Below are 16,755 nucleotides of genomic sequence, written 5' to 3'. Positions count from 1 at the left end.
CGGAGAGGATGACTCTCCGTGACAGATGATGTCCCGACTGTTCTGACAGGTATAAACCGCACAAAACAGTCGTTTGATTGTCCGGTCACATCAATCCCGCGTGACCGGCTGGTCGGCTAGTTGCGTTTTGGTAACAGGTCGAGCGCAATCATGGTCTCGGCGATCTGCACGGCGTTCAGGGCTGCGCCCTTCCGCAGATTGTCGGACACGCACCAGAAGGCCAGACCGTTGGGTACGGTCGGATCGATTCGCAGACGCGAGACGTAGGTTGCATCTTCGCCCACGCACTCGATCGGCGTCACATAGCCGCCGTCCTCGCGCTCATCGAGCAGCACGACTCCTTCGGCCTCACGCAGCGCCTCGCGGGCTTTCTTCAGATCGACAGGCTCTTCGAACTCGACCACGACGGCTTCCGAGTGGCCGATGAAGACCGGCACGCGCACGCAGGTAGCGAGAACCTGAATCTCCGGGTCGAGAATCTTTTTCGTCTCGACGGTCATCTTCCACTCTTCCTTGGTCGCGCCGTCATCCATGAAACGGTCGATCTGCGGAATGCAGTTGAAGGCGATCTGCTTCTGGAACTGCTCGATCTTCGGCGGATCGTTGACGAAGGTGCCCTTGGTCTGGGCGAACAACTCATCCATACCGTCCTTGCCCGCGCCCGCAACGGCCTGATAGGTCGCGACGACGACGCGCTTGACCGTAAACAGGTCATGCAGCGGCTTCAGCGCCACGACCATCTGGATGGTGGAGCAGTTCGGATTCGCGATGATTCCGCGTTTGGCTTTCTTCAGGTCGTTCGGGTTCACTTCCGGCACGACCAGCGGAACGTCCGGCTCCATGCGGAAATGGGAGGTGTTGTCGACCACGATGCATCCCGCTTTCGCTGCGCGGGGACCATGAATGGCGGACACGCTGGCACCCGGCGAGAACAGGGCGACATCCCAGCCCGCGAAATCGAACGTTTCGAGATTCTGCACTTTCAGCGTGCGGTCCCCGAAAGACACTTCGCGTCCGGTTGAACGCGGCGACGCCAGCGCCACGATCTCGTCGACGGGAAATTCCCGCTCGTGCAAGGTCTTCAGTATTTCGCGCCCGACAGCGCCTGTCGCGCCCACGACCGCTACGCGATAACCCATCTCAGTTCCTCTCCTGATCCACGCTTACTGTGGACGTGCCACTGTAGAATTGCGTGTCGACACCTATAACAGGAACGTGGTGCGTGGAAGGCTTATCGCAAGGCTTGAAGGGGCCTGTGCGGGATACTGTTCCACCCTGATGCGGAAAATCTTGTATTCCGCTTCATGCGGGATGCGTGCGACACGAGAGAGTTGTGGGAGGAGCAACCCTGTAATTCACGGTTGACTTCGTGGTTGCGCCGCCTTTCCGCCTTATTAAGGTTCAACAGTCTGACCCGGCTTCGGTAGTATCTGGCTGGCCGGGGCATTACTGAGAAGGAAAATCCATGATCTTTCGTCGTTCTGGCGTTCTGGCGCTTATCGCCGGCCTGTCATTTGCCGGTGTATCGGCTGCTCACGCACAGTCTTTCGGAAGCATTGCCCAGGGAGCAGGGCAGGGCGCCCTGCAAAGCGTGACGGGCTCGACGGGCGGCACATCCGGCCTGCTCGGCAGTCTGGGCATTCCGTCCCTTTCTTCTGCAAGCTCTGGCAATATCGCTGGTCTGCTGGGCTATTGCGTCCAGAACGATCTGGTCGGCGATGTTTCTTCCGCCAAATCCACGCTGAATACGCTGACGGGCAGATCCGCTGTGACCGGCGACACGTCCTACGCTTCCGGTCAGCAGGGGCTGCTACAGCTTGCTGACGGCAACCAGCTTTCCCTGTCCTCCCTGAAAGGGGCGGTCCGCAAGAAAGTGTGCAAGGCCATCACCAGCAGAGCTTCCTCGCTTCTCTGATAAGAGAGTGAGCCTGCCGTCGGCGCGCGTCCGACGGCAGCAGGTAAAACGTCTGACGACGTTCAGGGCAGGCGGGTGATGATGCCTTCTTGCCCTGCAAAGGTGGTCCCTTCGGTTCGGGACGTGCGGCTTTAAATCACAGAAATGAAAAAAGCCTCGGTCTTTCGAACCGGGGCTTTTTGTTAGATGCGGATCGAAGAGGCGGTCAGAGCTTCTCGACCTGCCCGTAATCCAGATCGACCGGGGTGGAGCGACCGAAGATTGAAACGCTGACCTTGAGGCGCTGTTTCTCTTCGTCGACTTCCTCGACGACACCGTTGAACGAGGTGAACGGACCGTCCGCGACGCGGACCTGCTCGCCAACCTCGAAGGTGACGGAGGAGCGCGGACGCTCGACGCCTTCCTGAGCCTGTTTCATGATCCGCTCGGCTTCCGCCGCGGGGATGGGGCTCGGACGGGTCTTGGAGCCAAGGAACCCGGTCACTCGGGGAGTGTCTTTCACCAGATGCCATGCATCATCCGTGAGCTCCATGTTCACCAGAATATATCCGGGGAAGAACTTGCGCTCGGAGTTGACCTTCTGGCCACGACGGATCTCCACCACTTCCTCGGAAGGGACGAGAACCTGCTCAATATGGTCGGACAGCCCTTTCTGGGCAGCCTCTTCCATGATCTGGGTGGCGATTTTCTTCTCGAAACCCGAATAGACGTGAACGACGTACCACCGCTTGGCCATGCCGGTCCTCTAGCCTCCCAGCCCGAAAAGTTCTCGCACGCCGAGTCCGATAGCCTGATCGACGACGAAAAAGAAAATTGAAGCGAGCGTAGCCATCGCGAGCACGGCTCCCGTTGTCACCAGCGTCGCTTTCCGTGACGGCCAGGTGACCTTTTTGGCCTCGGCTTCTACATCCCGGAGGAATTTGACTGGACTGGCTGACACGAAAAAACCTTCTCTTTCGGTTCGCCTGCCGACCCATGTCTGGGCCGAATCCGGCAAACCGTAACACTCGCCAGAAACCGGCCGGAGCCGGCAACCTGTGCCAGCCCTGTCCAGCGTCGGGACTGGTCCCGTTGAGACTGAATTCAGGCTGATTTGGCAGGGGCGGAGGGTCTCGAACCCGCAACCTCCGGTTTTGGAGACCGGCGCTCTAGCCAATTGAGCTACACCCCTGCGGTACCATCCCGAGTGACTCCGGAGCGGACCGAAGTCTTTTCCGCTGTTACCACTCAGGTCGGGCACAGGTGGCGGAAAAGAATATGTTGCGCGTTCAAAGTCAAGGGGAGTGAGTGAGAATTGCACCGAAAAAAATGGTCGTGCTGAGGCAGAAGGCGCTGAAAGCCGGACGAAAAGCCGGTTTTTCACGGTAATTATTTTCTCTGAAAAAAGCCGCTCATGTGTCTGGACGCATAACGGTAAGGATAGAGGCTTGCGTCGTCGGAAAGGGAAGATATATAAGCGCCTCGGATGCGGGCGTAGCATAGTGGTAATGCAGTAGCCTTCCAAGCTTCTTAGGAGGGTTCGATTCCCTTCGCCCGCTCCAGATTTCCTGTATGAGCTTATAGACGATATGACTGAACCGGTCGGGCCGGGATGCCTCCCTTTGCCTGCGCTTTGTCATGTCCGTTGTGCTGTCAGGAAAAACGATGCCCCCGCAAACTGCTCGACCGGATACAGGAAGACACCAGTGGCTTGTGCTGGCGTCCTGCTGTCTCAGCCTGCTGCTGGTCATGATGGATGTGACCATCGTCAATGTGGTCCTGCCTTCCATAAGGCAGGCTTTCGGGGCCAGCATCTCCGGTCTGCAATGGATTGTTGATGCCTACACGCTGACGGTCGCGGCCCTGCTGATGGCGGCGGGTACTCTGGCGGACCGCTTCGGGCGAAAGCGGGTCTTTCTGACGGGAATCGTGATTTTCTGTGGGGCGTCCGCTCTTTGCGGGCTGGCCCTCACGCCGACCCAGATGATCGTGGCAAGGATTCTTCAGGGAGTCGGCGGCGCCATGCTGAATCCTGTGGCTCTCTCGATTATCGCCAATACATTTCTGGACCCCGGCGATCGAGCCCGCGCGATCGGAGTGTGGGGCATGATGTCCGGTGTCGCTCTTGCGCTTGGGCCTGCTGTTGGCGGGTTTATCACCGACGCCCTGAACTGGCGCGCCGTATTCTGGATCAACGTGCCTGTCGGACTGATCGCGCTCGCGATGACGATCCGCTTCGTACCCGAATCGCGTTCACCGGTTCCGGCGCGATTCGATCCTGCCGGACAGGGTTTGATCGCCCTGACGAGCATGACATTGGTGGGCGCGCTGATCGAAGGGCCGGATTTCGGCTGGTGCAGTGCTCCGATTCTGGGGTTTCTGGCCTTGTCCCTGCTGTCGCTGGTCGCATTTCTCACCGTCGAGCAACGCAGCACGTACCCCATGCTGAATCTTGGATTCTTCCGTTCCATTCCTTTTGCGTCAGCTACCGTGCTGGCGGTGCTTTGTTTCGCGGTTTTTTCATCCCTGCTGTTTCTGGGCACCATCTATCTTCAGGATGTAAGGGGATTCGCACCCGGAGCCGCAGGGTGGAAACTGATGCCCTTCGCTGTGGCTGTGGTGATCGCAGCCCCGCTTTCCGGACGGCTGGTGGCGGCGCGCGGCGCGCGGGTTCCGCTGATGCTGTCTGGTCTGGGTCTGGCTGGTGGGGCGTGGATGCTGACGAGGCTGGGAGCGGATACGTCGTCGCTCTGGCTGGCAACGGCGTACGCGCTCACGGGTGCGGGATTCGGTCTCTGCAACGCGCCGATCACCAATGCCGCGGTCTCTGGAATGCCGTGCCGACAGGCAGGTCTGGCCGCAGCGGTGGCCTCCACGAGTCGGCAGATTGGAGCCGCGCTGGGGGTGGCGATAGCGGGTAGTGTGCGTGGCGCGGAGATCGTGACGGCGGGTGGGGCCGAGTTTTCCGCCTCATTTCTGCATCTTAGCTATGTCGTCTGCTGGATTGCTGTGGCGCTCGGATGCTGTGTGGTGCTGGTGGGGGCGCTTGCGACAAGCGGCTATGCCCGTGAAAGCGCGGAGCGTGTGGCTCAGGACTTTTCATGAACGGTGGAGCGCGGACTGGGTTTATTGCCGGGTTGAAATATTAGGAGAAGATTGACTTCTCTTCATCTGGTCTGTTGCGTGCGGATAGTCACCATGCTAGAGGCCGCGACAATAACAAATGCGACCGGGTGTGCTCTCTGGTCTGGTACAAGACCCGACCGGGACCGCGCATTCCGATGCCCCTGGGGAACGCAGAAGGAAACAGCCGACAGTGGCCACTGCCGTAACAAGTACCCGATCCGCTGCTCAGTCCCCGGTGGGGACAGGTGGCCTCGCCGGGCGGTATGCGACCGCGCTTTATGAGCTTGCCGCTGACAAGTGGAAGCTCGACGAGGTCCTGCCTCAGACTGACGCTCTCGCCAGACTGATCGACGAAAGTCCTCAATTCGCGGCTGTCCTTCAGGACACGCGTCTGGATATCAGGGACGCCCGCAAGGCCGTTCTTGCCGTGATCAGGCAGCAGGGCTTCGGCGAACTGATCATTAATTTCGTAGGTGTGATCGCTGACAACCGTCGGCTTTCCCGCCTTCGCCAGATTCTGGCAGCGTTCGCCGCAGTGGCCGCTGCCCGTCGGGGTGAAGTGTCCGCTGAGATTGTCAGCGCGCAGCCCCTGACGAAAGCGCAGCGTGCCCAGTTGCAGGGCAAGCTCGCCGAGGCCGGTTATTCGCGTGTCGTGCTTCAGGAGCACGTTGATCCCGAGATCCTTGGTGGTCTTGTGGTGCGCGTCGGTCCGCGCCTTGTTGATACCAGCCTGCAATCCCGCCTTGTACGCCTGCATTATGCCATGAAGGGAGCCGCGTGATGGAAATCCGTCCCGCTGAGATTTCGGATATCCTGAAGCAGCAGATCGCTTCATTCGACACAGCGTCAGAAATCGCCGAAACAGGAACGGTCCTGACAGTCGGCGATGGTATCGCCCGCGTTTACGGCCTTCAGAACGTCATGGCCGGTGAGCTTGTCGACTTTCCGGCAGCCGGTCAGAAGGGCATGGCCCTCAACCTTGAGAACGACAACGTTGGTGTCGTTATCTTCGGTTCCGATACGGAAATCCGTGAAGGTGACACGGTCAACCGCTCCGGCGCCGTTGTCGAGGTTCCTGTCGGCAAGGGTCTGCTCGGACGCGTTGTCGATGGTCTCGGCAACCCGATCGACGGCAAGGGTCCGCTGACGGACGTCACGATGACGCCTGCGGAAGTCAAGGCTCCGGGCATCATGCCGCGTCAGTCGGTCAGCGAGCCGATGCAGACCGGCATCAAGGCGATTGACGCTCTGGTTCCGGTTGGTCGCGGTCAGCGCGAGCTTGTGATCGGTGACCGTCAGACCGGCAAGACCGCGATCCTGCTCGACACCATTCTGGCCCAGAAAGAAGTGAATGCGCTCGGCGACAACAACAAGTCGCTGTATTGCATCTATGTCGCTGTTGGTCAGAAGCGTTCGACCGTCGCCCAGCTTGTCCGCACGCTCGAAGAGCGCGGCGCGATGCCTTACTCCATCGTTGTCGCCGCCACGGCGTCCGACCCGGCTCCGATGCAGTATCTGGCTCCGTACTCCGCATGCGCCATGGGTGAGTATTTCCGCGATAACGGCATGCATGCCCTGATCTGTTATGACGATCTGTCGAAGCAGGCAGTCGCCTACCGTCAGATGTCGCTGCTGCTGCGTCGTCCACCGGCTCGTGAAGCGTATCCGGGTGACGTCTTCTATCTGCACTCCCGTCTGCTGGAGCGCGCTGCGAAGATGTCAGACGCCAACGGCGGCGGTTCTCTGACGGCTCTGCCAGTCATTGAAACGCAGGCTGGCGACGTTGCCGCCTACATTCCGACGAACGTGATCTCCATCACGGACGGTCAGATCTTCCTTGAGACCGACCTGTTCTACCGTGGTATCCGTCCGGCCGTGAACGTCGGTGGTTCCGTTTCCCGTGTTGGTTCTGCCGCGCAGATCAAGTCGATGAAACAGGTCGCTGGCAAGATCAAGCTTGAGCTTGCCCAGTATCGTGAGATGGCTGCGTTCTCCCAGTTCGCGTCCGACCTTGATGCTGCAACGCAGAAACAGCTTGCTCGGGGCGCCCGTCTGGTCGAGCTTCTGAAGCAGCCTGAGTCCTCACCTCTGTCTGTTGAAGAACAGGTTGTGGTGCTGTTCGCGGGAACGCGTGGCTATATCGACGGCATCGCTGTCGACAAGGTCGTGTCCTGGGAGACGAAGCTGCTGGCCGAACTGCGTAGCCCCGCCAAGGACATTGTTCAGGGACTGCGCACCGAACGTCAGATCACCAAGGATCTTGAAACGAAGATCGGCGAGTTCCTTACGGACTTCAACCGTCGTTTCGCAGCCTGATCGCGAGTAACCGTTCATGGCCTCCCTGAAGGAACTCCGCGCACGGATCGGAAGCGTCAAGTCGACGAAGAAGATCACGAGCGCGATGAAAATGGTCGCGGCGGCGAAACTCCGCCGCGCCCAGTTGCACGCCGAGGCGGCTCGCCCTTATGCGGCTGCCATGCGTCGTATGCTCGGTGAACTCGCCGGCTCAATGGCTGGTCAGGATGGTCTTCCGCAGCTTCTTGCCGGCACCGGTAACGATCGTGTCCATCTGCTGATCCCGATCACCAGTGACCGTGGTCTCGCCGGTGGGTTCAACTCGAACATCAACCGCACGACCCGTCTGACGATCCGCCGTCTTCAGTCCGAAGGCAAGGTTGTCAAGCTGCTGCCGATCGGCCGCAAGGGCTATGATTATCTGTCCCGTGAATATGCTGATCTGATCGTCGATCATGTCATCGGTGTTGGCGGTAAGGAAATCCCGTTCTCCGCAGCGAGTGATCTCGGTGCGAAGGTGACGGCGCTTCTGGAGGCCGGACAGTTTGACGTCTGCACCGTCATCTACAACCAGTTCAGGAATGTGATGTCGCAGGTGCCTACGCCTCTGCAACTCATCCCGCTGGGGCTTGAGGAAGCTGACGCCAGGCCGGATTCGGACGCAGCGCAGTATGAGTTCGAGCCGGACGAGCAGGTGCTGCTGGAGCGTCTGCTGCCCCGCAACCTGCAGGTGCAGATGTATGCCGCCCTGCTTGAGTCGGCAGCCGGTGAACAGGGTGCGCGTATGACCGCCATGGACAACGCTACCCGCAACGCAGGCAAGGCGATCGACCGTCTGACGCAGACCTATAACCGGACCCGTCAGGCCAACATCACCAACGACCTTATCGAGATCATCTCGGGTGCGCAGGCGGTCTGATCACCGCCTCCACCCGATCCCGTATCATTCAGACCGAATTTGCCCGCAGGAGCTGATCCCATGTCGGACACCACCACACAGACCCCGGCCCAGTCTTCAGCCGCGGGTTCATCAAACAATGTCGGCCGTGTCACCCAGATTCGTGGCGCTGTCGTTGACGTCCAGTTTGAAGGCGAACTGCCGAAGATTCTTGGCGCGCTGCACGTAAAGCTGGGCAGCCATACTCTTGTGCTCGAAGTGGCGCAGGAAATCGGCGAACACGAAGTGCGCTGCATCGCCATGGACACCACCGATGGCCTCGTCCGTGGGCAGGAAGTCGTCGACACAGGCGCACAGATTTCCGTGCCGGTCGGCCCGGAAGTGCTTGGTCGCATCATGAATGTGATCGGTGAAGCCATCGACGAAAAGGGTCCGATCCGCACGACGCGCACGGCTCCGATTCACCGTGAGGCTCCTTCCTTCGAAGAGCAGGCGGGTGCGTCCGAAATCCTCGTGACCGGTATCAAGGTTGTTGATCTGCTCTGCCCGTACCTCAAGGGCGGCAAGATCGGTCTGTTCGGCGGCGCTGGTGTTGGCAAGACCGTCATCATTCAGGAACTGATCAACAACATCGCCAAGGCGCACGGTGGCGTGTCCGTGTTCGCAGGTGTTGGTGAGCGTACCCGTGAAGGTAACGACCTGTATTTCGAAATGCAGGACGCAGGCGTTATCAAGGTGAACGAAGACGGTTCCACGGACGGTTCCAAGGTGGCGCTGGTTTATGGCCAGATGAACGAGCCGCCGGGAGCCCGCGCCCGTGTCGCTCTCTCGGGTCTGACGCAGGCTGAGTATTTCCGTGACGAGGAAGGTCAGGACGTTCTGTTCTTCGTCGACAACATCTTCCGCTTCACGCAGGCCGGTTCGGAAGTGTCCGCCCTTCTGGGTCGTATCCCTTCAGCCGTTGGTTACCAGCCGACGCTGGCCACGGAAATGGGTGCTCTGCAGGAGCGCATCACCTCCACGAAGAAGGGTTCGATCACTTCCGTTCAGGCCGTTTACGTGCCTGCCGACGATCTGACCGATCCGGCTCCTGCCGCGACCTTCGCTCACTTGGACGCAACGACGGTTCTTAACCGTTCGATCGCGGAAATGGGTATCTATCCGGCTGTGGATCCACTGGACTCCACATCCCGTTCGCTCGATCCGAAGATCGTTGGTGAAGAGCATTATCAGGTAGCCCGTGACGTGCAGCGTATCCTGCAGACCTACAAGTCCCTGCAGGACATCATCGCCATTCTCGGCATGGATGAGCTTTCGGAAGACGACAAGCAGCTTGTGGCTCGCGCCCGTCGTATCCAGCGCTTCCTGTCCCAGCCGTTCCACGTGGCAGAAGTGTTCACGGGCGCACCGGGCAAGCTGGTCTCGCTTGAAGACACAGTCCGTTCGTTCAAGGCGATTGTTGCCGGTGAATATGACGATCTTCCGGAAGGCGCCTTCTACATGGTTGGCTCCATCGAGGAAGCAGTCGCCAAAGCTGAGAAGATGAAGGAAGCGGCGTAAGTCGCCGACGTCGGAAGGGACCAACAGAATGCCGATCAAGGTCGAAATCATCAGCCCGGAGAAGGTTCTGGTGTCCCGCGACGTGGACATGGTCGTCATGCCGGGCGAGGAAGGCGATATTGCCGCCATGCCCGAGCATGCTCCCATGATGCTGCTTCTGCGTGGCGGCACCGTTACTCTCTATGAGGGTGAAACTGCGACTGACCATTACTTTGTCGGTGGCGGCTTCGCGGATATGACGCAGACACGGTGCACGATCCTTGCGGACGAGGCCGTGCCTGTGACGGAAATTTCCATCGACGCAGCTACGGCAAGGCTTGAAGCCCTGACGGAAGCATGGGAGTCGGCTGACAAGTCGGATGTTTCCCGTCTTGAGGGGCTGATGTCGAAGATCCAGTCTGTGCGTGCAGAGATTGATGCTGGAGCTGGTGGCTGAACGTCGTCAGTAACAGTTATTACAGTAAAACCCCGGTTCAGTGTCCTGAACCGGGGTTTTTTGTGATGTTTGCCCATCTTGCAAATGTGTCTTCAGGCTTTGCATCTGATCGCACAAAGGGACACAATCCCTTTGCAAATGACCGATCGGCAAAATGGAGACAGAACGCTTTTGGGGCGGATAATCTTACGGAATTGTCTCTTATCTGCCTCCAAGTGTGCCCCTTAACCGCGCCCTCGGTAACCTGGCACATCCTGAGCGGGGATCCAGACTCCTTCTGGCGGCAGGCCGGTCTGCCAGAAGACATCAATCGGCATTCCGCCTCTGGGATACCAGTAAGCGCCAATCCGGAGCCAGACCGGGTCAAGGCGTTTGACCAGTGTTTCTGCGATTGTCACCGAACAGTCCTCATGGAACGCGCCATGATTCCGGAAGCTCGTGAGATACAGCTTCAGGGACTTGCTTTCGACAATCCAGTCACGGGGAATGTAGTCGATCACCAGATGCGCAAAATCAGGCTGGCCTGTCACGGGGCAGAGCGATGTGAATTCGGGTGCGGTGAAGCGCACGACATACTGCCGCCCCTTGTGAGGAGCCGGAACACGCTCCAGTTCCGCCTCTTCAGGCGACTGCGGCATCGGCGTGGATCGACCGAGTTGGGTAAGGGTGTCCCGGCCGTCATTGTGCGCGGTCATGGTCTGTCTCCATTCAATCTTTCACGCGATGTGTCATTGGCGTGGTGCTGACGTCAAGGAAGCGCACTTTCGCTTTTCAGCGGCTCTGTGTATGGAACGCTTATGGCTAAAAGTCCCCGATACAGCTTCCCGGCGCCCCGTCTGATTACCAGCACGACTGACCTTGCAGAAACAGTCGAAAGACTCAGAAACGAGACATTCGTTACGGTCGATACCGAATTTATGCGGGAAAAGACGTACTGGCCCGAGCTGTGCCTGCTTCAGATCGCTGGAGAGAAGGAAGTTGTCCTGATCGATGCGGTTGCGCCGGATCTCGATCTGACGCCACTGACCAGCCTGTTCGACGATCAGTCTGTCGTGAAGGTTTTTCACGCGGCGCGTCAGGATCTGGAAATCTTTCTGCATCTGTTCGATCGGCTGCCGCAGCCCCTGTTCGATACACAGGTGGCGGCCATGGTGGCCGGATACGGCGATCAGGTGGGATATGACAATCTCGTTGGCGCCGTGACGGGTGTCTCCATCGACAAAAGCCATCGTTTTACCGACTGGTCTGTGCGCCCCCTGTCTCCGGCCCAACTGACTTATGCGGCGGCTGACGTGACCTATCTGCGTCTGGTCTATCAGTCCCTGCTCAAGCAGCTTGAGCGGGAAGACAGGTCAGCGTGGGTCAGTGCGGAGCAGGCTGCGCTTTCCGATCCGGACAGATTGCGGGTGGACCCGGAAAAGCAGTGGGAAAAGCTCCGCGCCCGGACGAATAACCGACGGATGCTGGGTATCCTCCGGGCGATCACCGCCTGGCGGGAAAGAGAGGCCCAGAACGCGAATATTCCACGGCAACGTATGCTCAAGGATGAGAGTCTTCTGGAGATTGCCGCGACGGTGCCGGGGAATACCGATGATCTGGCGCGTGTAAGAGGCGTCAGTCGTGGCTTTGCGGAAGGCCGTGCCGGGCAGGATCTGCTGGATGTGATCCGTGACGCGGGTCAACTCCCGGAGGCCGACTTGCCCAAGGTTGCGCGAAGCGGGAAGGGAGCTGATGGCCCGCGTCCCTCTCCGGCACTGGTTGCATTGTTAAAAGTTCTGCTGGCCTATCAGTGTGAAAAGCACGACGTTGCTCCTAAACTGGTGGCCAGTTCCGATGACCTTGACGCTTTTGCTCTGGACCCGGACACGGCCGGACCGCTACTGACGGGCTGGCGTCGTGATGTTTTTGGTGAGGAAGCTCTTGCGCTGTGTGAGGGGCACCTGTCTCTCGGTGTCAGCGCGGGGCGGCTGCGTCTGATGCGAACGGATGATCAGAATCAGGCCCGTTTGGCTGGGAACACCTGAACGGGAAAGAAGCTTCGGTGACGATCCCACAGTTCTACAGGAGAATTGTGGTGTTCGTCGTGGAGTTTTGACGAGTGTTGCTTGAGTGTGTGTGGCGAAAATTATATTTTCGCCGGAACTCGGACCCGGGTGCGACCGACCGTCCGAGAATGGGAGAGGCGTGTCATGGAATGGACAGACGAGACAATCGCCCGTCTCAAGGCTTTATGGCAGGAAGGTCTGTCAACGGCTGAGATCGGGCGACAACTCGGAATTACAAAGAACGCGGTTGTGGGCAAGGCTCATCGTCTGGGGCTTCCCGCACGTCCTTCTCCGATTCGCCGACAGGATGGAAAAACGTCCGCCAGAAAAACGGGTGAGGCTGACGGGCAGGTCAAGGCTGCGGCTCCGCGTCGTTCAGGCAAGGAAGAAGGCCTTGCAGAGCCCGCAGAGGCGGTTGCTGCTGCTCAGCCTGTAGCGGTTGCCGCCTCTATGACGACCGGGGATGTCGCAACGGCTGTGGTCAGAAAGCCTGTTGAAAAGCCGGTTGTGACCTGCAGCGAGGATACGGAAAGCGCACTGGTAAAGCAGGCTTCCGTTGCCGTGCAGGAAAAGCCGGCTGAAGAGCGTGTGAAAGCAGTTGTGCCGGCTGTCGTGAAAGCGGTTCAGGAAGAGCCTGCCGCGGAAAAAGCGGCTTCGGTTGAGAAGAAGGCTTCTCCTGTCGCACGTCCCGCTGCCCAGCGTCTGGCTGCCGTGATGGAGCCACGCCGGCGCAGCGCAACCTGCTGCTGGCCGCTCGGCGATCCGGGAACGCCGGGTTTCCATTTCTGTGGCGCCACACCACTACCGGGCAAGCCTTATTGTGCGGAGCATGCGGCTCTGGCCTACGTCAAGTTGCGGGATCGTCGCGAAAACGTGGGCTGATCTTTGGCAATAAACCCTCTCATGGGATGGAGATGGCTGTTGAGGTCTTCACCTCATGAGAAGAATTTTCGTCAGTTTCAGCGCTTGTGATTCAGGCGAAAGTAATAAAAAACCCGCCTGTATGGCGGGTTTTTTATTGTCGGATGCGCAGACCGAAGTCCGCGCTGTCCACTGTCCTGATCAGGCAGGCTTGTCGGTCTTGGCTGCTGCGTCCTTGTCGGAGAGCATTTCCAGTTGACCCGTGATCTGACCGCCATCTTCAACGCGCAGACGCTTGCAGGTCGCCTTGCCGAGCAGGCGGCCGGTTGCGGCGACGGTCAGATGACCGCGAACCGTCAGTGTGCCGTCCACGGTGCCAGCGATCTCTGCGTCTTCCACTTCGACGCCGCCACGGAACAGACCGCCCGGAGCAACGGACAGTTCCTTGGCGTTGATCATGCTGGACTCGACGGTGCCTTCAACTACGAGGCGCTCCGCATCCTGCACGGAACCCTGAACGCTGATTCCGCGACCGACAACGAGTGTGCGGCGATCATCACGCGGAGCATTGACGGCTGAAGGGCGCTGGCCGGGAACGATGGCCTGTCCGCCTGCGAGCGGTGCGCTCGGCGGGGTGGGGCCACCGGCGGGGGCTGAGCCTGGAGTTCCGGACGTGGGAGGAAAGGGAGCACGACCCATAGATGTTGAATCCTTCGAAGATGAGGAAGAACCAGCAGCGCTGGTTGACGCCCTGTCAGGCTCGTCTGCTGGCTTGGGCGAAAAGATGGCTCCATGTCCGACGGCATCTGCTTTTGCAGGTGTGCTTTCGGAAGAACCAGAAGTAGGCGACCGGGGAACGCCGGCATTGCTACCGGTCGCAGGTGTGGCCGACCCGGCTGACTGGGTCTTGGAGGCGTCAGGTTTGTGTCTCTTGAATAGCAAGAAAAAACCCCGTCACTCGTGTATGGGCCGCAGGGCGACCAGATAGCTGCCGACATCGTCAGCTTCGGAAAGGAAGTCTGTAGCCAATGTCAGCGGTTCCTCACGGTTATACGCATAAGAGGCCGCTCGACAAGGGAGTTCGCTACGGAATTTTCCCGGAAAATGGCTGATAAATGGTTATCCATGTACCGGAAATGGAAAAGAGGGCGTGCTGAAGGCATGGACTGTATCCGTGCATTGAGGTTAGAGGAGACCAGCTTCTCAGTCAGCGGGACCAGAGTATGACCATCCTTTACGATCTTTGCGGTATAGGAAACGCCATCACGGACGTGCTGGCGAAAGTGAGTTTTGATTTCCTGGATGCTCAGGGCCTCGTGGCGGGCAGCATGACGCTGATCGATGAGGATAGGGTAAAGACTCTGCGTGGCGCCGTGCAGGTCGAATGTGAGACGGGCGGCGGGTCAGCGGCCAATACCTGCGTGACGGCGGCCCAGTTGGGCGCACGCGTGGCGTATCTCGGCAAAGTGTCGGGTGACACGGCCGGAAACGCATTCGCCAACGACATTCGGGGCTGTGGCGTCACCTTTCCGTCCAGACCTCTGGACGGGCGTCTTGGCGCCAATCTGGCGACAGCCAGTTGCATCGTGCTGATCACGCCTGATGGCCAGCGCACGATGTGCACATATCTTGGCGCCTGCACGCAGTTTTCCCCGGAAGACGTGTTGCCTGACATCATCGCGGCGTCCTCGATCGTTTATCTCGAAGGCTATCTCTTTGATCCGCCGCATGCGCAGGAAGCGTTCCGTCGGGCCGCGACACTGGCGCACAACGCGGGGCGTCAGGTTTCCCTGTCGCTTTCGGACCCGTTCTGCGTGGGCCGTCATCGGGAGGCGTTCCTTGATCTGGTCAAGGGGCATGTCGATATTCTGTTCGCCAATGAAGATGAAATCTGCGCGCTTTATCAGACAGACAGGTTTGAAACGGCAGCCCGCCATGTTGCGGAAGACACCAGCTTCGCGGCGCTGACGCGTTCTGAGAAGGGAAGCGTGGTGATCCGTGGCGGTGAGCGCGTTGAAGTCGCGCCCGTGCCGACGCAGGTCGTCGATACGACCGGCGCAGGTGACGCTTACGCGGCAGGCTTCCTCACCGGCCTGACCTCGAACCGCTCACTGGAAGAGTGTGGGCGACTGGCCTCGCTGGCAGCGTCCGAAGTGATTTCCCATTATGGCGCCCGTCCGCTTTCCAATCCATGGAAAGACGCCGGGTTCTGAAAACGGGATACCGGAGAGCGTATGATGCTCTCCGGTCACAGGGCGGTCAGGGCTGGCTGCAACCGGTCCGCTCCAGAATACGGTGCGCGCAGTCCTGCCATTGCGGTGGTCTGTATGTTCTGCGGATACGGTCCTTCCACGCGACCAGCGCCTGCGGATCGTCCAGTGTTTCAGAGATGATCCTGAAAATATCTCCTGCATTGTCCGGGTCGAAGTAACGCGCAAACGACCCTCCGGCTTCCGGTATGGCGGTTGTGCCGGAAGCCAGACAGGGTTTGCCGGACGCCAGACTTTCCGAGACAGGGAGCCCCCACCCCTCGGCGAGTGAGGGGAACACGGTGAACAGGCAGCCGTCATAGAGCGAAGCCAGTTCCCTGTCGGTGGGGCTGGCGATATGGCGTATTTTTCCATCCAGCCAGTTCATACCATCAAGTTGCTGCATCAGGTCCTGCACCAGCCAGCCGACACGTCCTGCGAAAACCAGCGTCGGCACATGGGCTGCACCCCGTTCTTCCATCAGACGCCGCCATACCCGCACCATCTGGATGTGGTTCTTGCGGGCTTCCAGCGTGGAGACGAACAGAACGTAGCTGTCCGGCGGCGGGAGGCGCGTCGGACGGTCGGATGCAGGCGCGGAACGGGGCAGGGGGGCGCCTATACCGATGGGGGCCGGCTCGGATAGCAGAGACATCCTTTCCTGTCGGGCATATTTCTGAACATCACGTGCCGTGGCGGCGCTGGTTGTGAAAACATGATCCGCCAGCGGCAGCACGGTCCTGTGCCAGATTGTGAAGTTTGCGATCACACCGCGGTCGCACCATTCAGGATTGAAAACCGGGATCATGTCATGAATCAGCAGCCCGAATGTCATTCTTCGACTGTCGCGTAGCCAGCGGACAGTTCTGGCATAGTCAGCAAAATTCCAAGGAGAGCCGGGAACCAGAAATACATCACCGGGGCGGGCCTGTTCGGATAGCAGGAGACCGGAGGCACTATGCGGAAGAGAGTTCTGAGAGTGAAGCGAGCTTTGACGAAAAGCCCTTCTGAACCGGCCAGTCAGATTCTCTCCAAGCCGGTTCAGATGTCTGAAGACCGACGCCTGCATGTTGACTGCCTCCCGGATGAGAGCAAACAGTCCCTGTGGGGGGATGAATGGACCGGTCCCAGCCGGTGAAAAAGGAGCGGCTTGGACAACCTGTCGGGACACGGTCCTTTCAGAAGCTTCTGCAAAAAGAACCTCCATGTCCCGCCAGCTTACAGTTTCAAAGTCATATGGTCCTGCAAAACGTCTTACGAACCGTGTGCGTTCCGGCGCGCATTCCACAAGAGTCCGGGCGAGTTCGGATACAACGCGCTGGATGCCGCTTGGTCTGCTATGTTGACCAAGGTAGTCGAGGAGATCGGTTATATCGATCCACAGCATGGAC

The 16,755-nt window shown here is 59.3% G+C and carries 16 protein-coding genes and 2 tRNA genes; 11 read left to right on the top strand and 7 right to left on the bottom strand.

The features are described 5' to 3' along the window. Window positions 1-116: 116 nt before the first annotated feature. Window positions 117-1,139 carry an aspartate-semialdehyde dehydrogenase gene (locus tag LKE90_RS10005; protein WP_291493649.1) on the bottom strand — a complete coding sequence of 341 codons (1,023 nt, stop codon included), beginning with the start codon at window positions 1,137-1,139 and terminating at the stop codon, window positions 117-119. A gap of 326 nt (window positions 1,140-1,465) precedes the next feature. Between LKE90_RS10005 and LKE90_RS10000 the strand changes: the two genes are divergently transcribed. After that, window positions 1,466-1,915: a DUF2501 domain-containing protein gene (locus tag LKE90_RS10000; RefSeq protein ID WP_291493652.1), complete on the top strand. Its 450-nt coding sequence runs from the start codon at window positions 1,466-1,468 to the stop codon at window positions 1,913-1,915. A gap of 205 nt (window positions 1,916-2,120) precedes the next feature. Here the strand turns inward: LKE90_RS10000 and nusG are convergent, their stop codons facing one another. The 3 genes from nusG to LKE90_RS09985 all read right to left on the bottom strand — a co-directional run bounded on the left by nusG (window position 2,121) and on the right by LKE90_RS09985 (window position 3,086). Beyond that, complete coding sequence (gene nusG / locus LKE90_RS09995; protein WP_291493654.1) at window positions 2,121-2,651, bottom strand: transcription termination/antitermination protein NusG; 531 nt, start codon at window positions 2,649-2,651, stop codon at window positions 2,121-2,123. 9 nt (window positions 2,652-2,660) lie between these two features. Then, entirely contained in the window at window positions 2,661-2,855 is a 195-nt protein-coding gene (secE, locus tag LKE90_RS09990) for a preprotein translocase subunit SecE (protein ID WP_077814465.1), read from the bottom strand. Window positions 2,856-3,009: 154 nt separating this feature from the next. Next, a tRNA-Trp gene (locus tag LKE90_RS09985) sits at window positions 3,010-3,086 on the bottom strand. A 296-nt stretch (window positions 3,087-3,382) separates the two neighbouring features. Between LKE90_RS09985 and LKE90_RS09980 the strand changes: the two genes are divergently transcribed. The 7 genes from LKE90_RS09980 (at window position 3,383) to atpC (ending at window position 10,209) form a co-directional block, all read left to right on the top strand. Continuing rightward, a tRNA-Gly gene (locus LKE90_RS09980) sits at window positions 3,383-3,456 on the top strand. A gap of 103 nt (window positions 3,457-3,559) precedes the next feature. Then, window positions 3,560-4,999 carry an MFS transporter gene (locus LKE90_RS09975; RefSeq protein ID WP_291493657.1) on the top strand — a complete coding sequence of 480 codons (1,440 nt, stop codon included), beginning with the start codon at window positions 3,560-3,562 and terminating at the stop codon, window positions 4,997-4,999. Window positions 5,000-5,117: 118 nt separating this feature from the next. Continuing rightward, window positions 5,118-5,801 (top strand): F0F1 ATP synthase subunit delta, encoded by a 684-nt coding sequence (locus tag LKE90_RS09970; RefSeq protein ID WP_291493659.1) that lies wholly within the window; start codon window positions 5,118-5,120, stop codon window positions 5,799-5,801. Then, window positions 5,801-7,336, top strand: a complete 1,536-nt coding sequence (gene atpA / locus LKE90_RS09965) for a F0F1 ATP synthase subunit alpha (RefSeq protein WP_291493661.1) — start codon at window positions 5,801-5,803, stop codon at window positions 7,334-7,336. The genes LKE90_RS09970 and atpA overlap by 1 nt, the downstream gene beginning before the upstream one ends. A gap of 16 nt (window positions 7,337-7,352) precedes the next feature. Continuing rightward, on the top strand, window positions 7,353-8,234 hold the full coding sequence (locus LKE90_RS09960; RefSeq protein WP_291493663.1) for a F0F1 ATP synthase subunit gamma: 882 nt from the start codon (window positions 7,353-7,355) through the stop codon (window positions 8,232-8,234). Between the two features lie 60 nt (window positions 8,235-8,294). Then, on the top strand, window positions 8,295-9,773 hold the full coding sequence (atpD, locus tag LKE90_RS09955; protein ID WP_291493665.1) for a F0F1 ATP synthase subunit beta: 1,479 nt from the start codon (window positions 8,295-8,297) through the stop codon (window positions 9,771-9,773). A gap of 28 nt (window positions 9,774-9,801) precedes the next feature. Continuing rightward, window positions 9,802-10,209 (top strand): ATP synthase F1 subunit epsilon, encoded by a 408-nt coding sequence (atpC, locus tag LKE90_RS09950; protein WP_291493667.1) that lies wholly within the window; start codon window positions 9,802-9,804, stop codon window positions 10,207-10,209. A 224-nt stretch (window positions 10,210-10,433) separates the two neighbouring features. Here the strand turns inward: atpC and queF are convergent, their stop codons facing one another. After that, on the bottom strand, window positions 10,434-10,904 hold the full coding sequence (gene queF / locus LKE90_RS09945; RefSeq protein ID WP_291493669.1) for a preQ(1) synthase: 471 nt from the start codon (window positions 10,902-10,904) through the stop codon (window positions 10,434-10,436). 102 nt (window positions 10,905-11,006) lie between these two features. Here queF and rnd point away from each other — a divergent pair, with 102 nt between their 5' ends. Beyond that, window positions 11,007-12,233: a ribonuclease D gene (gene rnd / locus LKE90_RS09940; protein WP_291493671.1), complete on the top strand. Its 1,227-nt coding sequence runs from the start codon at window positions 11,007-11,009 to the stop codon at window positions 12,231-12,233. 165 nt (window positions 12,234-12,398) lie between these two features. Then, complete coding sequence (locus LKE90_RS09935; protein WP_291493673.1) at window positions 12,399-13,136, top strand: GcrA family cell cycle regulator; 738 nt, start codon at window positions 12,399-12,401, stop codon at window positions 13,134-13,136. Window positions 13,137-13,316: 180 nt separating this feature from the next. Here the strand turns inward: LKE90_RS09935 and LKE90_RS09930 are convergent, their stop codons facing one another. Then, complete coding sequence (locus LKE90_RS09930; RefSeq protein ID WP_407066095.1) at window positions 13,317-14,057, bottom strand: bactofilin family protein; 741 nt, start codon at window positions 14,055-14,057, stop codon at window positions 13,317-13,319. Window positions 14,058-14,338: 281 nt separating this feature from the next. Here LKE90_RS09930 and LKE90_RS09925 point away from each other — a divergent pair, with 281 nt between their 5' ends. Continuing rightward, complete coding sequence (locus LKE90_RS09925) at window positions 14,339-15,328, top strand: adenosine kinase (RefSeq protein WP_291493675.1); 990 nt, start codon at window positions 14,339-14,341, stop codon at window positions 15,326-15,328. A gap of 46 nt (window positions 15,329-15,374) precedes the next feature. Here the strand turns inward: LKE90_RS09925 and LKE90_RS09920 are convergent, their stop codons facing one another. Then, a complete protein-coding gene (locus LKE90_RS09920) occupies window positions 15,375-16,751 on the bottom strand; it encodes a glycosyltransferase family 4 protein (protein ID WP_291493677.1) in 1,377 nt (458 codons plus the stop codon). Window positions 16,752-16,755 lie beyond the last annotated feature (4 nt).

Source organism: Acetobacter sp. (assembly GCF_022483985.1).
Taxonomy (GTDB): domain Bacteria; phylum Pseudomonadota; class Alphaproteobacteria; order Acetobacterales; family Acetobacteraceae; genus Acetobacter.
Note: the sequence above shows the minus strand (reverse complement) of the source record. Positions and strands in the feature narration are given on the sequence as shown.

What these genes read in the sequence shown, in the direction of transcription:
- atpA (WP_291493661.1), top strand. Translation starts at nt 5,801, where the DNA reads ATGGAAATCCGTCCCGCTGAGATTTCGGATATCCTGAAGCAGCAGATC.
- LKE90_RS09960 (WP_291493663.1), top strand. Translation starts at nt 7,353, where the DNA reads ATGGCCTCCCTGAAGGAACTCCGCGCACGGATCGGAAGCGTCAAGTCG.
- LKE90_RS09935 (WP_291493673.1), top strand. Translation starts at nt 12,399, where the DNA reads ATGGAATGGACAGACGAGACAATCGCCCGTCTCAAGGCTTTATGGCAG.
- LKE90_RS09920 (WP_291493677.1), bottom strand. Translation starts at nt 16,751, where the DNA reads ATGCTGTGGATCGATATAACCGATCTCCTCGACTACCTTGGTCAACAT.
- atpC (WP_291493667.1), top strand. Translation starts at nt 9,802, where the DNA reads ATGCCGATCAAGGTCGAAATCATCAGCCCGGAGAAGGTTCTGGTGTCC.
- LKE90_RS09975 (WP_291493657.1), top strand. Translation starts at nt 3,560, where the DNA reads ATGCCCCCGCAAACTGCTCGACCGGATACAGGAAGACACCAGTGGCTT.
- atpD (WP_291493665.1), top strand. Translation starts at nt 8,295, where the DNA reads ATGTCGGACACCACCACACAGACCCCGGCCCAGTCTTCAGCCGCGGGT.
- nusG (WP_291493654.1), bottom strand. Translation starts at nt 2,651, where the DNA reads ATGGCCAAGCGGTGGTACGTCGTTCACGTCTATTCGGGTTTCGAGAAG.
- LKE90_RS09970 (WP_291493659.1), top strand. Translation starts at nt 5,118, where the DNA reads ATGCGACCGGGTGTGCTCTCTGGTCTGGTACAAGACCCGACCGGGACC.
- LKE90_RS10000 (WP_291493652.1), top strand. Translation starts at nt 1,466, where the DNA reads ATGATCTTTCGTCGTTCTGGCGTTCTGGCGCTTATCGCCGGCCTGTCA.
- LKE90_RS09925 (WP_291493675.1), top strand. Translation starts at nt 14,339, where the DNA reads ATGACCATCCTTTACGATCTTTGCGGTATAGGAAACGCCATCACGGAC.
- queF (WP_291493669.1), bottom strand. Translation starts at nt 10,904, where the DNA reads ATGACCGCGCACAATGACGGCCGGGACACCCTTACCCAACTCGGTCGA.
- rnd (WP_291493671.1), top strand. Translation starts at nt 11,007, where the DNA reads ATGGCTAAAAGTCCCCGATACAGCTTCCCGGCGCCCCGTCTGATTACC.
- LKE90_RS10005 (WP_291493649.1), bottom strand. Translation starts at nt 1,139, where the DNA reads ATGGGTTATCGCGTAGCGGTCGTGGGCGCGACAGGCGCTGTCGGGCGC.